Origin of the sequence: Lactococcus sp. FSL K6-0773 (assembly GCF_038006485.1) — a bacterium.
In the GTDB taxonomy this organism is placed as follows: domain Bacteria; phylum Bacillota; class Bacilli; order Lactobacillales; family Streptococcaceae; genus Lactococcus; species Lactococcus lactis.
This window is the reverse complement of record NZ_JBBOVF010000001.1, coordinates 1,940,247-1,955,485: the sequence shown is the minus strand read 5'-3', so window position 1 is coordinate 1,955,485 and position 15,239 is coordinate 1,940,247. Positions and strand designations below refer to the sequence as shown.

Sequence of the window (15,239 nt, the reverse complement as noted above, 5' to 3'; positions counted from 1 at the left end):
GCCACAGACGTATAGCAAGGATGATTAACAGTACCATCAATATAAATACGCCTAGAGACATCATAAATGTTATAAGAGGGTCTTTCTTTCGAGCCATATTAAACCTTTCTATAATTTATTTTATACCTGTCATCACAGACTATATGAACTTTCGTAAATTTCCGATAGTTGAGGTAAAGTAAAAAAGTTACTTGCCCTAATTAGATTGTGGCAATAGTCGTAAAATGCGACCTCAGGTAGTTTAACAAAAAAATTGTAATAACTATGTCTCTATTTCTTAATTTGAAACCGAATATAAAAAAGTGTAAGATGAAAGTATAATGATTTTGAGATGTCATTACTTTCAAGTATTAAGCTACTCTTTCGAGTGGCTTTTTAATGTACAAATTATAGAATATGTTGTATAATCTATTTATTCCAAACATAAACTTTTTCTAAAGTTTTGCACAGAGCGTCCTATTTCAAACTAGGGCGCTTTTTTTATTTTCCAAATTAAACCCTTTACGCTAGAAAATACGAGTGATTTGATAGAAAATATCTGATAAACAGCTTTATTAAGCCATTTTTTCGCGTGAAAATACGCTTGTTTTATTTCATGAATTAAATCCAAACTCATCGAAATACGTGAGAGCAACTGTGCGCTGACCTCACGAATATTTGGTATTATGCGGTTTTAAGACTCCTTAAACACTTGCTATTACTATGTTTGTGTTTTTGCTACCGTCATTTTTGACGGTCACAAAATATGATATTTTAGAGTGAACCTATAGAGATTTGTACAAAAATGTTCATATCCTATTATTGGTTTCAGAAAAAAGTGAAACCAAAAACATATAAATAAAATGAGATTATGGCTAGATAAAACTAGCAAGGTTTAGACAAGGTTAATCACAAAAATGTGAGAAAGTATCTTTCATTATCTGAGACCCTAAAAAAGGGGGCTCCGATTCGTTCCTCCCTAGCAAGTCGCGAATCACGACCCCCCTTAATAACAACAACGAAATTTTCGTTTTTGCCACTTGTGGCAGAAAGTTGAGACCAAAAATGGTCGTAGATATCATTCAATTCGCTGGTCGACAATTACGAAATATCTTCGCCAAGAAGTTGGCGAAATGTAAGCAAACTGACAGCGGTTCAGGGTGTAAAGATTTTAACGCCCTCAAAATTGTGGAGGTTATCAACACTAGACAAAGCTATACCGACATCACGTCGGTCAGGGGTAACTTTGAGGTGTACCCATTCAAAACAAAAATGTTATAGCTCCGTAGTTACAAATACACAGCAAATTCTAGCAACATACAAAATTTACATGCTGTTATGACCTAATGCAAGGATTGGTTGCGTCAGCTCCCTTGCTAATTGTTGGCAAATGTTGGCAGAAATTGACTTGGTACGTCATTGTATTTATTGATGTTTTATGATATTAATAACCGTGTCGCCCTCTTGTAAGTTCGCTTCTTAGTCTTAGTATCATTTTTATCAATAAAATTCTCATTTCATCTCCTACCAGTTTTAAGTGACTGGAAACACATAGATTTACAAATATCATGCGCACAAGCGCTTTTTATTTTGCATTCCTAAAATTTAGGACTTGCTATAGTATACTGTTCATCGCAACACTAAAGAAATTATTGAGAGAATCGATAAAACGGCAATGAGACCTATACGTCCTATTTTCATATATTTATTTTCAGGATTTTTCAATACTATTACTACAAAAAGCAATGAAATGAACATTGACGGCATCAAATTAATTTTTAAAAATACCCTTATCATTAGAAGTATTAATAAACCAAATAAGAAAATTATAGTTTTAGCAATTACCTTTTTATTAATTCCTCTTTGTTCGCTATTATTTACTTTCATTTTTATATCCTTTTCTACTTGACAAAAACTAACAAATACAGTTGTTTTATACTATCTCAATATATCCGTCAACCATTGTCATTCCTTGACTTTCGCACATCTTATAACTTTGGTAGTGTCATCTTTTGCGTTACCAGTACTAAATAATACTAAAGGTTTGAGCTTATAGTGAATTGCTATAAGCCTTTTAAAGCAGGCAATTTCCCTTAGTTACTTTTTGAACCTTTAGAGCTATGTTGAGAAATGTTGAGGTTTACAGATATATAGACTTTAGCACTATTAAAGTTCTAATCTATTGCTTTTTTCATTTCATGAATAACTCTTCTTAATTTTGGCAAAGGTAATTCCATCAGGTCAGAAAACTGTTCTTGTGGTAGTCTGTAGTGTTCTCCAAACATTTTCTCATACCCAGCTATAATTACAGCCTTTTCCATTTTTTCATCTAAGTGATCAATACTCTTTAAGTAGTCCGATAGTTTCATGTTTCCTCCTTTTTTAACCCACCAACTCAAACCAGCACAGCTCATACAGCAACGCACGAGCCTCGTCATAAGCGTTGTGATGATAACCGTAGAAGTCAGTAAAGAAGGGTGTTTTTATTGATTCCACGGTAGTTCATCCTCTCTTACAATAGTCTGTGCTTTTAACAAATCTTCTATGTAATCATTTACCTTCCTTTTATAATTGGAAGAAAGCTTATTATACCTAGGCAACATTAAATCGGTTAATTTTTCTCCCTCAGTATCCTTTGGACTTATACCTTTATTTTTATTGATTGACTGAACGGCGTTTAGAGTAGTTTCGAACTTTTTTATCTCTTCAACAGAAGTGACAGGGGTGTTTTCAATAAAATTTATTCCTCTTGAAAAAAGTTCATTCCATTCATCATCGCTGAGTTTAATATCTTTTTCTTTGTCTGTTCCGATAAAAGAAAATATCTCATATACTTGCTCATTATTTTTAAAATTAGAATCTCCTTTCAGATATGGAACATCCACTTGAAATATTTCTGAGAGTGCTATCCAAAAGTCATCCGCAACTTTCGAACGAGGTAACCGAGTACCATTTTCATAATAAGATAATTGGCTATCAGTGAAAGATAAGCCCTTTTCTTTTAGTTTTTCTGAGAGTTGTTTCAAAGTTATTTTAGGGGTTGTAGAATTCCTTAACTCTTTTATCCTATTTTTAGCCATGATTAGATGACCTCCTGACTAATATTATATAGCATTTTGATAACTAAGTAAATAATAAATTCTTTTTTTGAGAATATATCTATTGCATTCTCAAAAAAAGAATGATATTATTAAATTGTCAATTTGAGAATATTTAAGAAAGAGGTAAATTTTGTATCTAACGTCAGAAATCAAAACAGCTCTACGCAAAAAGCGCGGAGTATTGAACTTAACCAAAGGCGAAGCAGCCGACAAGCTTGGCATTAATCGCCTGACGTACGGGCGACTTGAAAGCCCAACACGTAACGAGAAAGTACGCCAAAGCACGTATGAACGTATTGCTGAATGGCTCGCTAAAGACTACTAATAATCATCAAAGAGAACAATCGTCGATAGTTATGAGTAATTTCTATCTAACGAACGTACACAAGGTATTCACGTCCTTGTAAGTATCTTTGCTGATTTCACAGCCTAAGCATGGCTCTAAACTACTGCCCTAACATACATGACCGCGATGTCTTTAAACGAAGTAGAAACGAGGGAAAAATGACCCCATTAGTATTATTTGACAGCCTAGACTTGTCTAAAGCAAGTAATGAAAGTTTTTATACGACTACCGAAATTATTGCTGAACAAACAGGTATTATCTATGATTCAGTTTCTCATTTGGTTCGTAAATATAAAAAGAAACTTGAAGAAATAGCACCGTTGACATGGCACTTTGAAAGTTCCATGAAGAAAGGTTCACGCGGATTTGAAATCCGTGTAAACAACCGAGGAAACGCAAGAAAAGTTTATCATCTCAACGAACAGCAAACTTTATTCTTTATTCCATTATTAGGAAATACACCAGCAGTTGTGCAATTCAAATTTGATTTAGCTGCTGCTTTTATAGCTATGAGAAATGAGTTACAAGCTCGCAAGATTGCAAGAGCAGTCGAGAAGCCGAAGGGCGTTACTCTTCATCAATCTATTTCAGAGTGGGAACACTTTCCACGTCATGGCAATACATGGCACACCATTATTAGAAGTTTGCTTGCTACTACTGTGACAGGACTAACCAAGAAGCAAATTCAAGCTAGAGATACAGACTGGCGAAAAGAAAAAACGCTCCTAGACCTCTTAAATTCAGAGGAAATGGAACGTTACAAAATGCTTGAAAGTATCGCAATAGCAATGATTGAAGCTGGTTCTGATTATGAGCCTATCAAAACAGCTATTAAAGCCACAATGACAACAAAAAAAGCCGGACATCTCCCCAGATAAACGACTTTAAATTATAAGTAAGGCAAGCCTTGCAGGGCTTTGCTTTACTCCATTCTAACAAAAAATATCAGCAAAATCAAAGCTGATTGACCTTTGAAAACTGAATAAGAGTGAACTTCTTGAAAAATGATTTATTTTTAATTTGTGGTGCAATAATTCTTGACATATATAATTAGTGGTGTTATAATTATATATGTAAGGTTAATCAAGGGTTACGGCTTAGGCAAATGAGTACTGATTGACTTACGAATTTTAGTAAGAAAGGTGCAGGATTTGACTGAGGAAGAAAAAAGACGTGTAGGGCGACCTACCAACGACCCAAAAGAAACAAGGATGTCTGTAAGTTTTAATGCTGAACAGGCAAAACTAATCAGAGATTATTCCCAAGAAAAAGGGATAACTAAAGCTGAAGCAGTACGTCATGGCGTAAACAAATTAAAAGTAAAATAAAAAACTACTAAACTTCTCCCCGACCAAAGTTTGAAGTTAAGTAGTCCGCACCGAGAGTTTCACTCGATAGATAAATTATATCAAAGCAGATAAAATATATCAACATATTAAGAAGTGAACTCTTTTTCAACACGCATTTTTTAAAGTGCGAGAAATAGAGTTTTTTTGTACCCTAAAATACAAATTAGCCCTAGAAATTCAAAGGTAAAATCATGTTTGAAGAACTAGAAATTCATATCGAAGAAGTTGAAATGTATATACAAAACATCTACAAAGCTGTTAATGATTATGCAAGCGGAACTTATGAAAGTTTCGAGTTAGATGATAAAGGCAATCTCTTTATTACCAAAGGTAACGCACAGGACTTATCAGATTATGTCAGTGACTACCTTATGACCATTGCTAACATTATCGGTGTATCAATAATTGAATAGAATCGGAGCTAAAAATGAATAATACAGCAAACAAAGAAACTTATATCCTTGATGATTCAATCGCTTTTGAACTTATGGACTTGTTAAAAGCCAAAGCGAGACATTTTATCAAACTTAATGAGTATGTCTACCGCTTGTTTGACGGTCAATCAGTAGTGACTTTCACAACTTTAGAAAATGACATTCAAGTAGAAATGGTTAAGGGGTAAAGCATGAAATTTAAAACATTTGATTTAAATGCCTATCCCAGCAATGACGGCACATTACTTTCTTTTGATATAAAAGGTGAACGGATATCCAGAATACTTTATATCAAAAAGGGAAATCCTTTTAAAATGAAAATTTCTCAAGCTATTGCTGAACGCTATCGCATTAAGCAAGAAATCAAACAAACAGATTATAAGGGATACGTTACAGAAGGCGTTATGCAATTAGCTGACATCATTGAGGAAAAAATTATCTTGATGGACTATCACAACGCAAATAAAGAAAATTGGCAAGACTGGATGCGTGTTTTTGTTTATGAGTATCTGTATGATGTGGCGTTTAATCGTGGTATTCGCCATGAAAGACAACGTAGAAAAACCAAGCACAAGGCAATGACAGCATTTGATATTATCAGTTCCGAAGATGTTTCAGAGCTTTCTAATGAGCTAGGAATTAGTGAAGATAAACTCACTTATGCAGTTATGGAAGTTATTTCTAAACGTAAGAACGGAGGCAAAAAATGATTGAAGATATTAATTTAAAAAATGCTGAGGTTTCAGCAATCCTAACAATGGTTTTTGATGAAGTACAAAGAATTTACGAACTCAAAAAAGGAGTTAGGGAATACGAATTGGATAGATTGAAAGATACTTTAACGACGTCGTTTTATATGATGAGCAAACGAGTGGAAGACATCAATGAAATAGCTAGTTTGATTATGAAAAAAGAAGGCAAAAATGAATGATGACACTTTAATAAACCTTGTTGCCCGTGGCTTAGTGGATAAAATCATTCATTTATTTAATAAGTATCTTGGTACACAGCTCAAAATCAGAAATGAAAAGCGAGTATTACCTTATATCTCTAAAAAGCGTGTTATGGAAGACTTAGATATATCAGACGGCACACTTGATAATTGGGAAAAGCACGGATTGAATCGCTATAAACCAAAATATAAGACTTCACTTATTTACTATTTAATCGATGATATATGCAAGTTCATCATCATAGATACATAGTAACTTGTCAGGCAAGGCAAATTTTATTAAAGGATTGAGAAAATGACAAATATTATTAGAGCTTGCCCTTATGTGGCTGGTATTGATAGCGTAGGAATGCGAAGTTTAAAAGCCTATCATACAGCACTTACAGACAAGCAAATCGAAAAAATAGACCCATTGAAAGCAAATACAGGCACAGTTGACTATAGCTTTAAAGTTCGTAAATATAAGCACGGTGTCCGCTTTGAGGGCGAAAAAGAGGGTGGAGAAATCAGCTTATTTGATGAGGTAGCGAAATGATTGAACACCACCAAGGCTACATGGCTATAACACGGCACGGACGGAATAGTTTTAGACCAGCAGGCAAACACCCATTTAAGATGATTTACAATGCACAAGCGGTTAAATATGACTTAATACAGCAGTTTGAAGCAAGTACAGGCATAATCTTACCCAGCGGAGTAAAAAGCAACTTATGCACGCAATCAGTGCCGATTTTAGGCAAGCAACTGGCTATCATAAAATTACAGATAAAGGAAAATAAACCATGAAAATTACGATTGATGTCCTTGAAAATGAAAGTAATAAGGACAATTTAGAATATCTTATCAGCGATACAAGCAACGAAGCTATTACTGTTTTAATGTTTGCCTTGATTGGCGAAGCTAGACAGAGAGCAAGCTATGAGCAATTTTTAGAAACCATTACTAGAATTTGGGGGTATTTCAATGAAGATAACTGACTTACAGAAATTAGACCAAAACATTATTAAATTTCTTGCTGAACATCGAGGAATTGACCGAGCTGTCAAAGGTAGAAATTTAGCACAAAACCTTAACATTGATTTTCGTACCTTACAAGGTCGCATTGAGTACCTCCATAAGCAAGGTTGCGCCATTGGTTCAATTGATAACGGCTATTTTATTCCAACTAACGAAGACGAGCGCAGAGCTGGAATCATAAAAAAACAACGCACAGGCATAGCGATTAATAATGCAGTCAACGGCTACACCCTTGCAGAACTTGATTGGATTGACCAACTCTTTGAGGAGGTTGACCATTGACACCCAAAGAACAAGCCCTAAACTGTATTAATCGCGGTTTTTCTGTTATCGCTGGTTATCCCGCTGGAAAAAGTGAGAGGGCTGTTATCCGCGGGACTTCAAGCGGAACACTTGACGAAATCACAGTAAGCGAATGGTTTGATGAAATACCGAACCGCAATATTATGATTAATCTTAGAAATAGCGGTTTGATTTGTATTGACTTAGACCAGCACCAAAACGGACAGAATGGTCGGAGTGTTTTCAGTCGATTGTGGAATGAACACAGCGAGGGCGAAATACTAAGTACTTATGTCGAGAAAACACCCACAGGCAACGGCTTGCATGTTTTCTTTAAAGTTCCCAAAGAGCTATTCAGTCAGCCGATTGTCAGTGAACTAGCGGACGGCGTGGAGATAAAAACACACTTCACACCAATCTACCCAAGCAAACGCACAGACGGCGATTATATCCCTTTGAATGATACAGAAACTAACGAGCCACTCACTTTTGATAACCTTTCTGATTGTCCTGACTGGTTACTTGAAATGATACAGCGACCACAAAAAAGACAGAACCCAACGCTAGGCAGTCGTACTTATGGCGCTGAAATGTGGGAGTTATTCAACCAAGGCGCACGAAAAGGGAATCGAAACAATGACACGAACCGCATTCTCCACTACTGGAGAAAAATTGGTATTGATAATAATAGCTGTATGGACTTATTGCGAACCTTTAACAATCGAACCAGTCCGCCCTTACCTGATGACGAGCTGGCGACCATTTGGAAAAGCGTATTCAAGATGAAATAGAAAGGAAGTCATGACAGACCAATTAGAAAAACTTGTGGCAGAAACACCACAGGGAAACGTAAGAAGTCCCAAACCTCAAATAGAGGACTTCACAGATTATGGCGAAGACGGCAAAAAAGTCGTCAATATCGCAGGTTATCAAGACAGTTTGACAGACTGGTTAGAACAAGAAAAAGAAATCATTAATCAGCCTGATTATGTCAAAGCAAACACTCAAACGCTTAGAGCTGTTAGAAAACTATTCTTTGAACACCGTAACTTATTTTTAAGCACACCTAAAGAGGACGGAAAGCCACCGAAATCATTAAGCCCTTTAGAAACAGCAAGAATTATCTATAAGACGCTCAAAGTCATCAAACTAGACCACCAAAGCGGACTGTTAGGCGTTTATAATCCTGAACTAGGGATATATGAAACAAATGAGAACTTCTTTCATCGGCTCATTTATTGGTTAGAACCGTCATACAGTCAGGCACGGTCTAAAGAGGTTCTCTTTAAACTTGAAACCTTAGCAGAGGTTAAGCAACAAACCGCAGAAGCTCATTTAATCCCAGTAGCGAACGGTATTTTCAATAAGAAAACACAGCAATTAGAGCCATTTAGTCCTAAGTACGTCTTTACCTCAACGATTGCGACCAAGTACAACGCTAAGGCAAAAGTACCCAATATTAACGGCTGGAACGTAGACGACTGGTTACTTGATTTAATGAGTGGAGATAAAGAACTCGTTAGCCTTTTATGGCAGATTATTTCCGCAAGTACCAACGGAAACTATTCTTATCGCAAAGGCGTTTGGCTAGTCGGTAAAGGAAATGACGGAAAAGGGACTTTTCAGAGCCTTATCATGAACCTTATCGGACGCGAGAACGTGGCAAGTGTCAAAGCTGAACAATTTGCGGAACGGTTCGCCCTTTCCCAAGTCGTTGGCAAAACTTGCGTTATTGGAGATGATAGCCAAGTCAGTTACTTAGACAATGCAGGGAACTATTTCAGCGTAGTTACTGGCGACCCTGTACCTATTGAAGCGAAAGGAAAACAACCAACTTTGGCAGTATTTAACAAGCTGGTTATTCAATCGACTAATTTCTTGCCTAAGTTTAGAAACAAGTCAAATGGAACTTATAGGCGTTTGCTTATCGTGCCTTTTGAAAAGTCTTTTACCGCAGATAATGACGACTGGAAAATCAAAGATGATTATATCAAACGCAAAGACGTTTTAGAGTACGTTCTTAAAATCGCCTTATCACTTAATTTTGATAAATTTGACGAACCCAAAGCCACACAAGGGCTGTTAGATGATTTTAAAATCTCTAATGATAACGTGCTGGCGTTTGTAAATGATATGTTTGAGGAGTTCGTCAGTGATTTTCTACCGACCACCTTTATAAGCGCCTTATATCGTGCATGGTGTGAAGATGAGGGAGTGAAGCCCTTTACTAAGCGAGAGTTTGAGCTTAAATTACCCGACCACATTAAAAAGGAATGGGAGAAGACAAGTAAAAGACCTCATACGGCAGGCTTTAACAGAGCGATTGATTTACACCGAGCCGAGGAATATGAGCTTTTTAGACGGCTATTTCATTGGGACGAAGATAAACAAAAAAAGGTCACTAAGGGTTATTTACGCAAGAAAAAGCGAAAATGATACCGTACTTCGGTAACATGTTACCGTTAGCGGTAACAACTTAAACCGCGTTGTTAAGCTATTTGTAGAGTGTTGTTACCGTGGTACCGTACTTTTCCTACTTCGCTAGGAATTTATAAGAGGAAATAAAAAAACATGAAAAAAGCACGCTGTCCGACAAAATGAATTTACTGACAAAACCTGACTTAAAAATATAAATCGGAGAAAATAAAATGAGCAACGAAACAAAAAACTTAGAAATCCCAGTCGCTGAAAACGAGAGGAATAAAGCAGTTGAAAATCTTCTCTCATTAAAAGAATACTTTGATAACCAACTTCAATCAGACCAAGAAACTTATCAAGCAATCGCGACATTAGGCGATAAGTTGGGCGTTCTGTGGAATGCCGATAAGTAATAAATAACGAAAAATGGAGAAATAACATGCAAGTAAAATATATTGAAGAAGCAAAAAACAAACTCGAAAAACAAGCTAAACCACTCACTCAAAAAGTGGACAAAACGAATCAATTAATTTCTGAATTAAAAAACAAAATTGAAAAAATGGAAAATCAATCTCAAAATGATGATATTGATGAATCACTCAAAGCCTTATCGGAATTGAATAACGCTAAGCAATTACTAGAAACATTAGAAAAACGACGGGCGGAGGAACAGAAAGAACTAGATGTTTTTTGGAGTTCTCAAGAAGTTGATGATACTATCGGAGAAGCATTAAGCCGAGCAGATAATTTAAGTAACATTCAACAAGATTTATTAAAAAGTACCTTATCTAAAGATACGAAGAAAAAACTAAAGGAATATAACAAGGAAGTTGATGACCAACGTTATCGCCTTCAGGAATCAGGAAATTACTTACTAGAAAAATCAAATGTTTATTCTCGAGGCCCATTATATAAGTTAATTGCTCAAAAAAACGGAAGTCACAAAAATAACTGGTTCTTTGGAATTGTTAGATTAATGGCAAGCCAATATGAAAAAGAATTAATGGCATTCCTAAAATCTGAAAAAATCATGACTGATTTAGATTAGGGGATTAAATGAATAAAAAAACAGAAATTAATTTCGGGATTAATAGCAAACTAGAAATTAGAGATGCAAATAAAAAAGAAGGATTCATTGGTCAAATTGCAGGGTATGCTATTGTATTTAATAAGCCAAGTGTGCCTAATGCTCCATTTATTGAGTATATCGCTCCGACAGCACTCAATAATGTCGATTTAAGCGATGTATTAGCTTTATATAACCATGATTACGCCAATGTGCTAGGCAGAGTTGATGCAGGAACTTTAAAGTTAAGCATTGATAACGTCGGCTTACATTTTGTTTTGGATATGCCAGATACAACAGTAGGCCATGATGTCTATAACAACATAAAGGCTGGAAACCTTAAAGGTATGAGTTTCGGTTTTGTCGTGGCAGACCGTGGCGATTCATGGCAACAAGGAGCAAGTAAACCTATCAGAACAATCAACCAACTTCAAACATTAGGCGAAATAAGCGTAGTAAGTAAACCAGCTTATGATGATACTTCTATCAATGTCACTCGTTCTATCAAACAATTTGAAGACGAGCGTACACGAAAGTATAAAGAAAAAGTAAGAGCTTATCTTGACGGATTAAGTGATTAGATTATAATAAAAAAACCTAGTCTTTATTGGCTAGGTATTTATTGTTAATGTCAGAAAAAGCGAAAATGATACCGTACTTCGGTAACATGTTACCGTTAGCGGTAACAACTTAAACCGCGTTGTTAAGCTATTTGTAGAGTGTTGTTACCGTGGTACCGTACTTTTCCTACTTCGCTAGGAATTTATAATATAGCATGAAAGGATATAAAATAGATGGTTAGATATTATTGGGGGAGACCTCAAGATGTTGTAAGGTGGTATCTTAGAGGAACACTATACCTAAGCGCTCAAAGCAGAAAGTCATATATTGAAAAGACTGGCGCTGATCTAGGCAACTTACCAAGACTTCTAAAACTATTAGATAATCTTGATGAGTTATTTGATTCAGTCGATACTGATAGCATAGCTGTATTATGCTTGAGGTATGTAGAGCTATTAAGTATCGCAGAGACTACAAAACGCACAGGACTATTAGCTTATCAGATTACAGCTAAGACAGGTAAAGTCATGAAGAAAGCTAAGGAAATTATATCTAAAGCATGATATAATAGAACTATCATAAGTCCCAGAGATGGGCAGTGGTATAATAAGTTCAGGAAAGTATCTCTAATTGTGGGGGTGCTTTTTTGTTTGGAGGATTATATTATGAATGAACTAGAGTTTAATATCAGATTATATCTCACGGGTACAATGAAGTCATGGACGGATAGGATAGACAGCACAGACCAACTCACACCACAACGCTTTATATTCAAAGCAATGACAGAGGTGTTTGATTCATTGAGTGATGATGACCTAGAGTTAATCAGACTTAGATACATGGAACGCATGACACTATCAGAAGTTGCAAGTCGTTATCTGTTACACGAACATACTATTAGAAACTACACGAACCCAACTATTAAGCAAGTGAAAAAGATTATAAAACAAGGTAATGAACTTTCAATAAAACAAAAAAGCCCGTGAATTTTCACGGACAAATATAAAGAAAAGTAGTAATAATTTACCTAACTCTATTATATCATTTTTTCTCTATAATTTTTAGATACCCCCCCCGCCATTGCTTCAAGGAATACCGTATACCAATAGTTCCTCCCTGATCAAAAAAGTGATTTTTCAAAACTTTTTTTCTGAAACGAAATCGCTCAACCGCAAAGATAACTAGGATAATTGACCCCGAAAAGTTATGTAGTAGAAAGGAGGAAATAGGCTAAAAACTCTAAAAAAAGGCTAAAAAGGGGAAACTATTCATAGAAAACAACCAAAAAATCCCTTAACCATGCCATTTTCCGATTGTACCCCCCCTATGCAAAAAGTTTTCAAAAATCACTTTTTTTGAAAGGGAGCCACCATTGGTATACGGTATTCCTAAAACAAATAGGGGCGGGGGTATTCATCTTTTAATAATTTTTTTACGTTTTTATAAAAAAAGTCAGCAAAATTAAAAGCCGTATATCATGGATATACAGCCCCTTGCCTGACAAAAATTTGTTCATTTTTTTAACGCTTTTTACTACGTTCGTGTTTTTTTACGTCTTTTACTACGTTTAAAAAGCTGTATATTAAGGTCTAATGGGTCGTGTTTTTAGTGCATAATTGCATAAAATAGCCTTTATATCTTCTATTTGGTTCTAATGGGTTGCCGTGGTATACTAAAACTATAACAAAGAAAGGACTTTTTATTATGAAATTTAAATTTAAAGGAATCAATTATTACGAGGACTCAGAAAACAATTATGTCGGTGCCACAAACACTTGCTCAATCGTCAAAGAATTCGCTGATTTCCAAGCAGCTATTGACTATGTTGCTGAACACAAAGGATTCTTGATTGCCGAAGACGGAAAAACTGCCTTCAACGTTTTGACAATTACTGAAAACAACTAAAATATTTAAATGGTCCAAAAAATCACTGACAGGCTTTGTCAGTGGTTTTTTATATCAATTAATAAAGTTCTAAATAGTTATCAATTTCCCATTGCGATACGAATTGTGCATAGCTTGCCCATTCAATGCGTTTCGCTTCAACAAAGTTAACCAAAACGTGTTCTCCAAGCGCTTCAGTCACAATTGTATCTTCACGCAATGCTTTAACGGCATTGTGCAAAGTAGATGGCAAATCTGTAATACCATGTGCTTTACGTTCTTCTTCTGTCATTACGTAAATATTTGATTCGATTGCTTCTGGCGCTTCCAATTTATGTTCAACACCGTCAAGACCAGCTGCCAATAGAACAGCCAATGCAAGATATGGATTTGCTGTTGGGTCAACCGCACGAAGTTCAACACGAGTTGACAAACCACGTGAAGCAGGTACGCGAATCAAAGGTGATCTGTTACGTCCAGCCCAAGCGACATAAACGGGTGCTTCATAACCAGGAACCAAACGTTTATATGAGTTAACAGTTGGGTTTGTAATTGCTGTAAAGTTATAAGCATGTTTCAAAAGTCCAGCAATAAAGCTATGTGCAACATCTGAAAGTCCCATATCTCCTGTTGGATCAGCAAAGGCATTGGCACCATCTTCTGTAAATAAAGACATGTTACAATGCATCCCAGAACCGTTGATTCCGTGAACTGGTTTTGCCATAAACGTTGCATGTAAACCATGTTTACGCGCAATTGTTTTAACAACAAGCTTAAAGATTTGAATATTATCACAAGCTTTCAAAGCATTGGCATATTTAAAGTCAATTTCGTTTTGACCGATTGCTACTTCGTGGTGAGAAGCTTCAACTTCAAAACCAAGGTCTGTCAATACATTTACGATTTCACGTCTTGTGTTTCCAGCGAGGTCAGTTGGTGCAAGGTCAAAATAACCACCTTTATCATTCACTTCAAGTGTTGGTTCATCATTTTCATTAAGTTTGAAAAGGAAGAACTCTGGTTCAGGTCCAAGGTTAAAGCTCTTGAAGCCCAATTTTTCCATTGATTTAAGGTTACGTTTCAAGACACCGCGTGGGTCTCCAGCGAAAGGTTCACCTTCTGGAGTGTAAACATCACAAATTACACCTGCCACTTTACCATACTCATCTCCCCAAGGAAAAACAATCCAAGTGTCAAGGTCTGGATAAAGATACATGTCTGATTCATTGATACGAACGAATCCTTCGATTGATGAACCGTCAAACATCATTTTGTTTTCAAACAATTTGTCCAATTGTTCATCTGTAGCTGGAACTTCAACGTTTTTAAGTGTTCCAAGAATGTCTGTAAACATCAAACGCAAGAATTTAATATCCTTTTCTTTGACGTCGCGACGAATGTCTGCTGCTGTGATTGTCATGCTTTACTCTCCTAGTTAAATTTTCGCTGTAAACTTAGTTGACAAATAAAGTAAACTAAACTTACATCCGCGGTTGGGTAAAATGAGTGGGATCAGGAGTTCCGAATCTACCTTGTTGGGCAAATTCGCGTTCAAGTGCATGGTGGACTTCTCCGATAGATAAAGTTTGAGCCTTCTTAGCATCCCTTTTGGCATAAATTTCTTTGATATCTGCAATATTATTACCTTCTTGCAATAAGTCAGCAATATCAAATAGAGCATCTATGTCATTGAGCGAATACATGCGACGATTACCGTCACTTCGCTCCGGGAAAATAAGCTCTTGCTCTTCGTAATAACGAATCTGCCTTGCGCTTAGGTCAGTGAGTTTCATGACAGTTCCTATTGGAAGTACCGCCATAGAGCGTCTTAATTCACGTTCTTTCACCAA

The 15,239-nt window shown here is 36.1% G+C and carries 24 protein-coding genes; 19 read left to right on the top strand and 5 right to left on the bottom strand.

Annotation, left to right across the window (positions count from 1 at the left end):
* Positions 1–1,608: 1,608 nt before the first annotated feature.
* From MHB61_RS09730 to MHB61_RS09720, 3 genes are all read right to left on the bottom strand, one after another.
* The gene (locus tag MHB61_RS09730; RefSeq protein ID WP_137016466.1) at positions 1,609–1,866 is read right to left on the bottom strand and encodes a hypothetical protein; all 258 of its coding nucleotides are present in this window, start codon (positions 1,864–1,866) and stop codon (positions 1,609–1,611) included.
* 287 nt (positions 1,867–2,153) lie between these two features.
* Positions 2,154–2,348, bottom strand: coding sequence for a hypothetical protein (locus MHB61_RS09725; protein WP_137016468.1), 195 nt, complete (start codon positions 2,346–2,348; stop codon positions 2,154–2,156).
* A gap of 114 nt (positions 2,349–2,462) precedes the next feature.
* Positions 2,463–3,059: a helix-turn-helix domain-containing protein gene (locus MHB61_RS09720; RefSeq protein ID WP_021212117.1), complete on the bottom strand. Its 597-nt coding sequence runs from the start codon at positions 3,057–3,059 to the stop codon at positions 2,463–2,465.
* 525 nt (positions 3,060–3,584) lie between these two features.
* Here MHB61_RS09720 and MHB61_RS09715 point away from each other — a divergent pair.
* The 19 genes from MHB61_RS09715 (at position 3,585) to MHB61_RS09625 (ending at position 13,410) form a co-directional block, all read left to right on the top strand.
* Positions 3,585–4,304: a Rha family transcriptional regulator gene (locus tag MHB61_RS09715; protein WP_170959160.1), complete on the top strand. Its 720-nt coding sequence runs from the start codon at positions 3,585–3,587 to the stop codon at positions 4,302–4,304.
* A 273-nt stretch (positions 4,305–4,577) separates the two neighbouring features.
* The gene (locus MHB61_RS09710) at positions 4,578–4,754 is read left to right on the top strand and encodes a CopG family transcriptional regulator (RefSeq protein ID WP_098404898.1); all 177 of its coding nucleotides are present in this window, start codon (positions 4,578–4,580) and stop codon (positions 4,752–4,754) included.
* Positions 4,755–4,966: 212 nt separating this feature from the next.
* Positions 4,967–5,188: a hypothetical protein gene (locus tag MHB61_RS09705; RefSeq protein WP_137016470.1), complete on the top strand. Its 222-nt coding sequence runs from the start codon at positions 4,967–4,969 to the stop codon at positions 5,186–5,188.
* Positions 5,189–5,202: 14 nt separating this feature from the next.
* Positions 5,203–5,397, top strand: coding sequence for a DUF1655 domain-containing protein (locus MHB61_RS09700; RefSeq protein WP_137016472.1), 195 nt, complete (start codon positions 5,203–5,205; stop codon positions 5,395–5,397).
* A gap of 3 nt (positions 5,398–5,400) precedes the next feature.
* A complete protein-coding gene (locus MHB61_RS09695; protein WP_137016474.1) occupies positions 5,401–5,919 on the top strand; it encodes a hypothetical protein in 519 nt (172 codons plus the stop codon).
* The gene (locus tag MHB61_RS09690; RefSeq protein ID WP_137016476.1) at positions 5,916–6,140 is read left to right on the top strand and encodes a hypothetical protein; all 225 of its coding nucleotides are present in this window, start codon (positions 5,916–5,918) and stop codon (positions 6,138–6,140) included. Before MHB61_RS09695 ends, MHB61_RS09690 begins: the two co-directional genes overlap by 4 nt.
* Positions 6,133–6,414, top strand: coding sequence for a hypothetical protein (locus MHB61_RS09685; protein WP_011836149.1), 282 nt, complete (start codon positions 6,133–6,135; stop codon positions 6,412–6,414). The genes MHB61_RS09690 and MHB61_RS09685 overlap by 8 nt, the downstream gene beginning before the upstream one ends.
* A 42-nt stretch (positions 6,415–6,456) precedes the next feature.
* Positions 6,457–6,696, top strand: coding sequence for a hypothetical protein (locus MHB61_RS09680; protein ID WP_137016478.1), 240 nt, complete (start codon positions 6,457–6,459; stop codon positions 6,694–6,696).
* Positions 6,693–6,947, top strand: coding sequence for a hypothetical protein (locus MHB61_RS09675; RefSeq protein ID WP_137016480.1), 255 nt, complete (start codon positions 6,693–6,695; stop codon positions 6,945–6,947). Before MHB61_RS09680 ends, MHB61_RS09675 begins: the two co-directional genes overlap by 4 nt.
* Positions 6,944–7,138, top strand: coding sequence for a hypothetical protein (locus MHB61_RS09670; protein ID WP_025017252.1), 195 nt, complete (start codon positions 6,944–6,946; stop codon positions 7,136–7,138). The genes MHB61_RS09675 and MHB61_RS09670 overlap by 4 nt, the downstream gene beginning before the upstream one ends.
* Positions 7,125–7,460: a hypothetical protein gene (locus MHB61_RS09665; protein WP_032951164.1), complete on the top strand. Its 336-nt coding sequence runs from the start codon at positions 7,125–7,127 to the stop codon at positions 7,458–7,460. Before MHB61_RS09670 ends, MHB61_RS09665 begins: the two co-directional genes overlap by 14 nt.
* Positions 7,457–8,251: a bifunctional DNA primase/polymerase gene (locus tag MHB61_RS09660; protein ID WP_262652043.1), complete on the top strand. Its 795-nt coding sequence runs from the start codon at positions 7,457–7,459 to the stop codon at positions 8,249–8,251. The genes MHB61_RS09665 and MHB61_RS09660 overlap by 4 nt, the downstream gene beginning before the upstream one ends.
* Positions 8,252–8,261: 10 nt before the next feature.
* Positions 8,262–9,896, top strand: a complete 1,635-nt coding sequence (locus MHB61_RS09655) for a DNA primase family protein (RefSeq protein ID WP_137016482.1) — start codon at positions 8,262–8,264, stop codon at positions 9,894–9,896.
* A gap of 212 nt (positions 9,897–10,108) precedes the next feature.
* Positions 10,109–10,291, top strand: coding sequence for a hypothetical protein (locus MHB61_RS09650; protein ID WP_003131978.1), 183 nt, complete (start codon positions 10,109–10,111; stop codon positions 10,289–10,291).
* 26 nt (positions 10,292–10,317) lie between these two features.
* Positions 10,318–10,926, top strand: a complete 609-nt coding sequence (locus tag MHB61_RS09645; protein WP_137016484.1) for a hypothetical protein — start codon at positions 10,318–10,320, stop codon at positions 10,924–10,926.
* Between the two features lie 8 nt (positions 10,927–10,934).
* Positions 10,935–11,525: an HK97 family phage prohead protease gene (locus MHB61_RS09640; protein WP_137016486.1), complete on the top strand. Its 591-nt coding sequence runs from the start codon at positions 10,935–10,937 to the stop codon at positions 11,523–11,525.
* 213 nt (positions 11,526–11,738) lie between these two features.
* A complete protein-coding gene (locus MHB61_RS09635) occupies positions 11,739–12,068 on the top strand; it encodes a hypothetical protein (protein WP_003131981.1) in 330 nt (109 codons plus the stop codon).
* A 102-nt stretch (positions 12,069–12,170) separates the two neighbouring features.
* The gene (locus tag MHB61_RS09630; protein ID WP_262652046.1) at positions 12,171–12,491 is read left to right on the top strand and encodes a sigma factor-like helix-turn-helix DNA-binding protein; all 321 of its coding nucleotides are present in this window, start codon (positions 12,171–12,173) and stop codon (positions 12,489–12,491) included.
* A gap of 718 nt (positions 12,492–13,209) precedes the next feature.
* On the top strand, positions 13,210–13,410 hold the full coding sequence (locus MHB61_RS09625; RefSeq protein ID WP_003131983.1) for a hypothetical protein: 201 nt from the start codon (positions 13,210–13,212) through the stop codon (positions 13,408–13,410).
* A 58-nt stretch (positions 13,411–13,468) separates the two neighbouring features.
* On the opposite strand, the gene glnA is transcribed toward MHB61_RS09625, so the two are convergent.
* Positions 13,469–14,809: a type I glutamate--ammonia ligase gene (glnA, locus tag MHB61_RS09620; protein WP_137015732.1), complete on the bottom strand. Its 1,341-nt coding sequence runs from the start codon at positions 14,807–14,809 to the stop codon at positions 13,469–13,471.
* A 61-nt stretch (positions 14,810–14,870) separates the two neighbouring features.
* Entirely contained in the window at positions 14,871–15,236 is a 366-nt protein-coding gene (locus MHB61_RS09615) for a MerR family transcriptional regulator (protein ID WP_003131985.1), read from the bottom strand.
* Positions 15,237–15,239 lie beyond the last annotated feature (3 nt).

Coding starts and splice junctions, on each gene's coding strand:
- MHB61_RS09700 (WP_137016472.1), top strand. CDS start 5,203: ATGAATAATACAGCAAACAAAGAAACTTATATCCTTGATGATTCAATC.
- MHB61_RS09725 (WP_137016468.1), bottom strand. CDS start 2,348: ATGAAACTATCGGACTACTTAAAGAGTATTGATCACTTAGATGAAAAA.
- MHB61_RS09675 (WP_137016480.1), top strand. CDS start 6,693: ATGATTGAACACCACCAAGGCTACATGGCTATAACACGGCACGGACGG.
- MHB61_RS09695 (WP_137016474.1), top strand. CDS start 5,401: ATGAAATTTAAAACATTTGATTTAAATGCCTATCCCAGCAATGACGGC.
- MHB61_RS09705 (WP_137016470.1), top strand. CDS start 4,967: ATGTTTGAAGAACTAGAAATTCATATCGAAGAAGTTGAAATGTATATA.
- MHB61_RS09635 (WP_003131981.1), top strand. CDS start 11,739: ATGGTTAGATATTATTGGGGGAGACCTCAAGATGTTGTAAGGTGGTAT.
- MHB61_RS09650 (WP_003131978.1), top strand. CDS start 10,109: ATGAGCAACGAAACAAAAAACTTAGAAATCCCAGTCGCTGAAAACGAG.
- MHB61_RS09685 (WP_011836149.1), top strand. CDS start 6,133: ATGAATGATGACACTTTAATAAACCTTGTTGCCCGTGGCTTAGTGGAT.
- MHB61_RS09630 (WP_262652046.1), top strand. CDS start 12,171: ATGAATGAACTAGAGTTTAATATCAGATTATATCTCACGGGTACAATG.
- MHB61_RS09625 (WP_003131983.1), top strand. CDS start 13,210: ATGAAATTTAAATTTAAAGGAATCAATTATTACGAGGACTCAGAAAAC.
- glnA (WP_137015732.1), bottom strand. CDS start 14,809: ATGACAATCACAGCAGCAGACATTCGTCGCGACGTCAAAGAAAAGGAT.
- MHB61_RS09640 (WP_137016486.1), top strand. CDS start 10,935: ATGAATAAAAAAACAGAAATTAATTTCGGGATTAATAGCAAACTAGAA.
- MHB61_RS09715 (WP_170959160.1), top strand. CDS start 3,585: ATGACCCCATTAGTATTATTTGACAGCCTAGACTTGTCTAAAGCAAGT.
- MHB61_RS09670 (WP_025017252.1), top strand. CDS start 6,944: ATGAAAATTACGATTGATGTCCTTGAAAATGAAAGTAATAAGGACAAT.
- MHB61_RS09720 (WP_021212117.1), bottom strand. CDS start 3,059: ATGGCTAAAAATAGGATAAAAGAGTTAAGGAATTCTACAACCCCTAAA.
- MHB61_RS09680 (WP_137016478.1), top strand. CDS start 6,457: ATGACAAATATTATTAGAGCTTGCCCTTATGTGGCTGGTATTGATAGC.
- MHB61_RS09665 (WP_032951164.1), top strand. CDS start 7,125: ATGAAGATAACTGACTTACAGAAATTAGACCAAAACATTATTAAATTT.
- MHB61_RS09730 (WP_137016466.1), bottom strand. CDS start 1,866: ATGAAAGTAAATAATAGCGAACAAAGAGGAATTAATAAAAAGGTAATT.
- MHB61_RS09690 (WP_137016476.1), top strand. CDS start 5,916: ATGATTGAAGATATTAATTTAAAAAATGCTGAGGTTTCAGCAATCCTA.
- MHB61_RS09645 (WP_137016484.1), top strand. CDS start 10,318: ATGCAAGTAAAATATATTGAAGAAGCAAAAAACAAACTCGAAAAACAA.
- MHB61_RS09655 (WP_137016482.1), top strand. CDS start 8,262: ATGACAGACCAATTAGAAAAACTTGTGGCAGAAACACCACAGGGAAAC.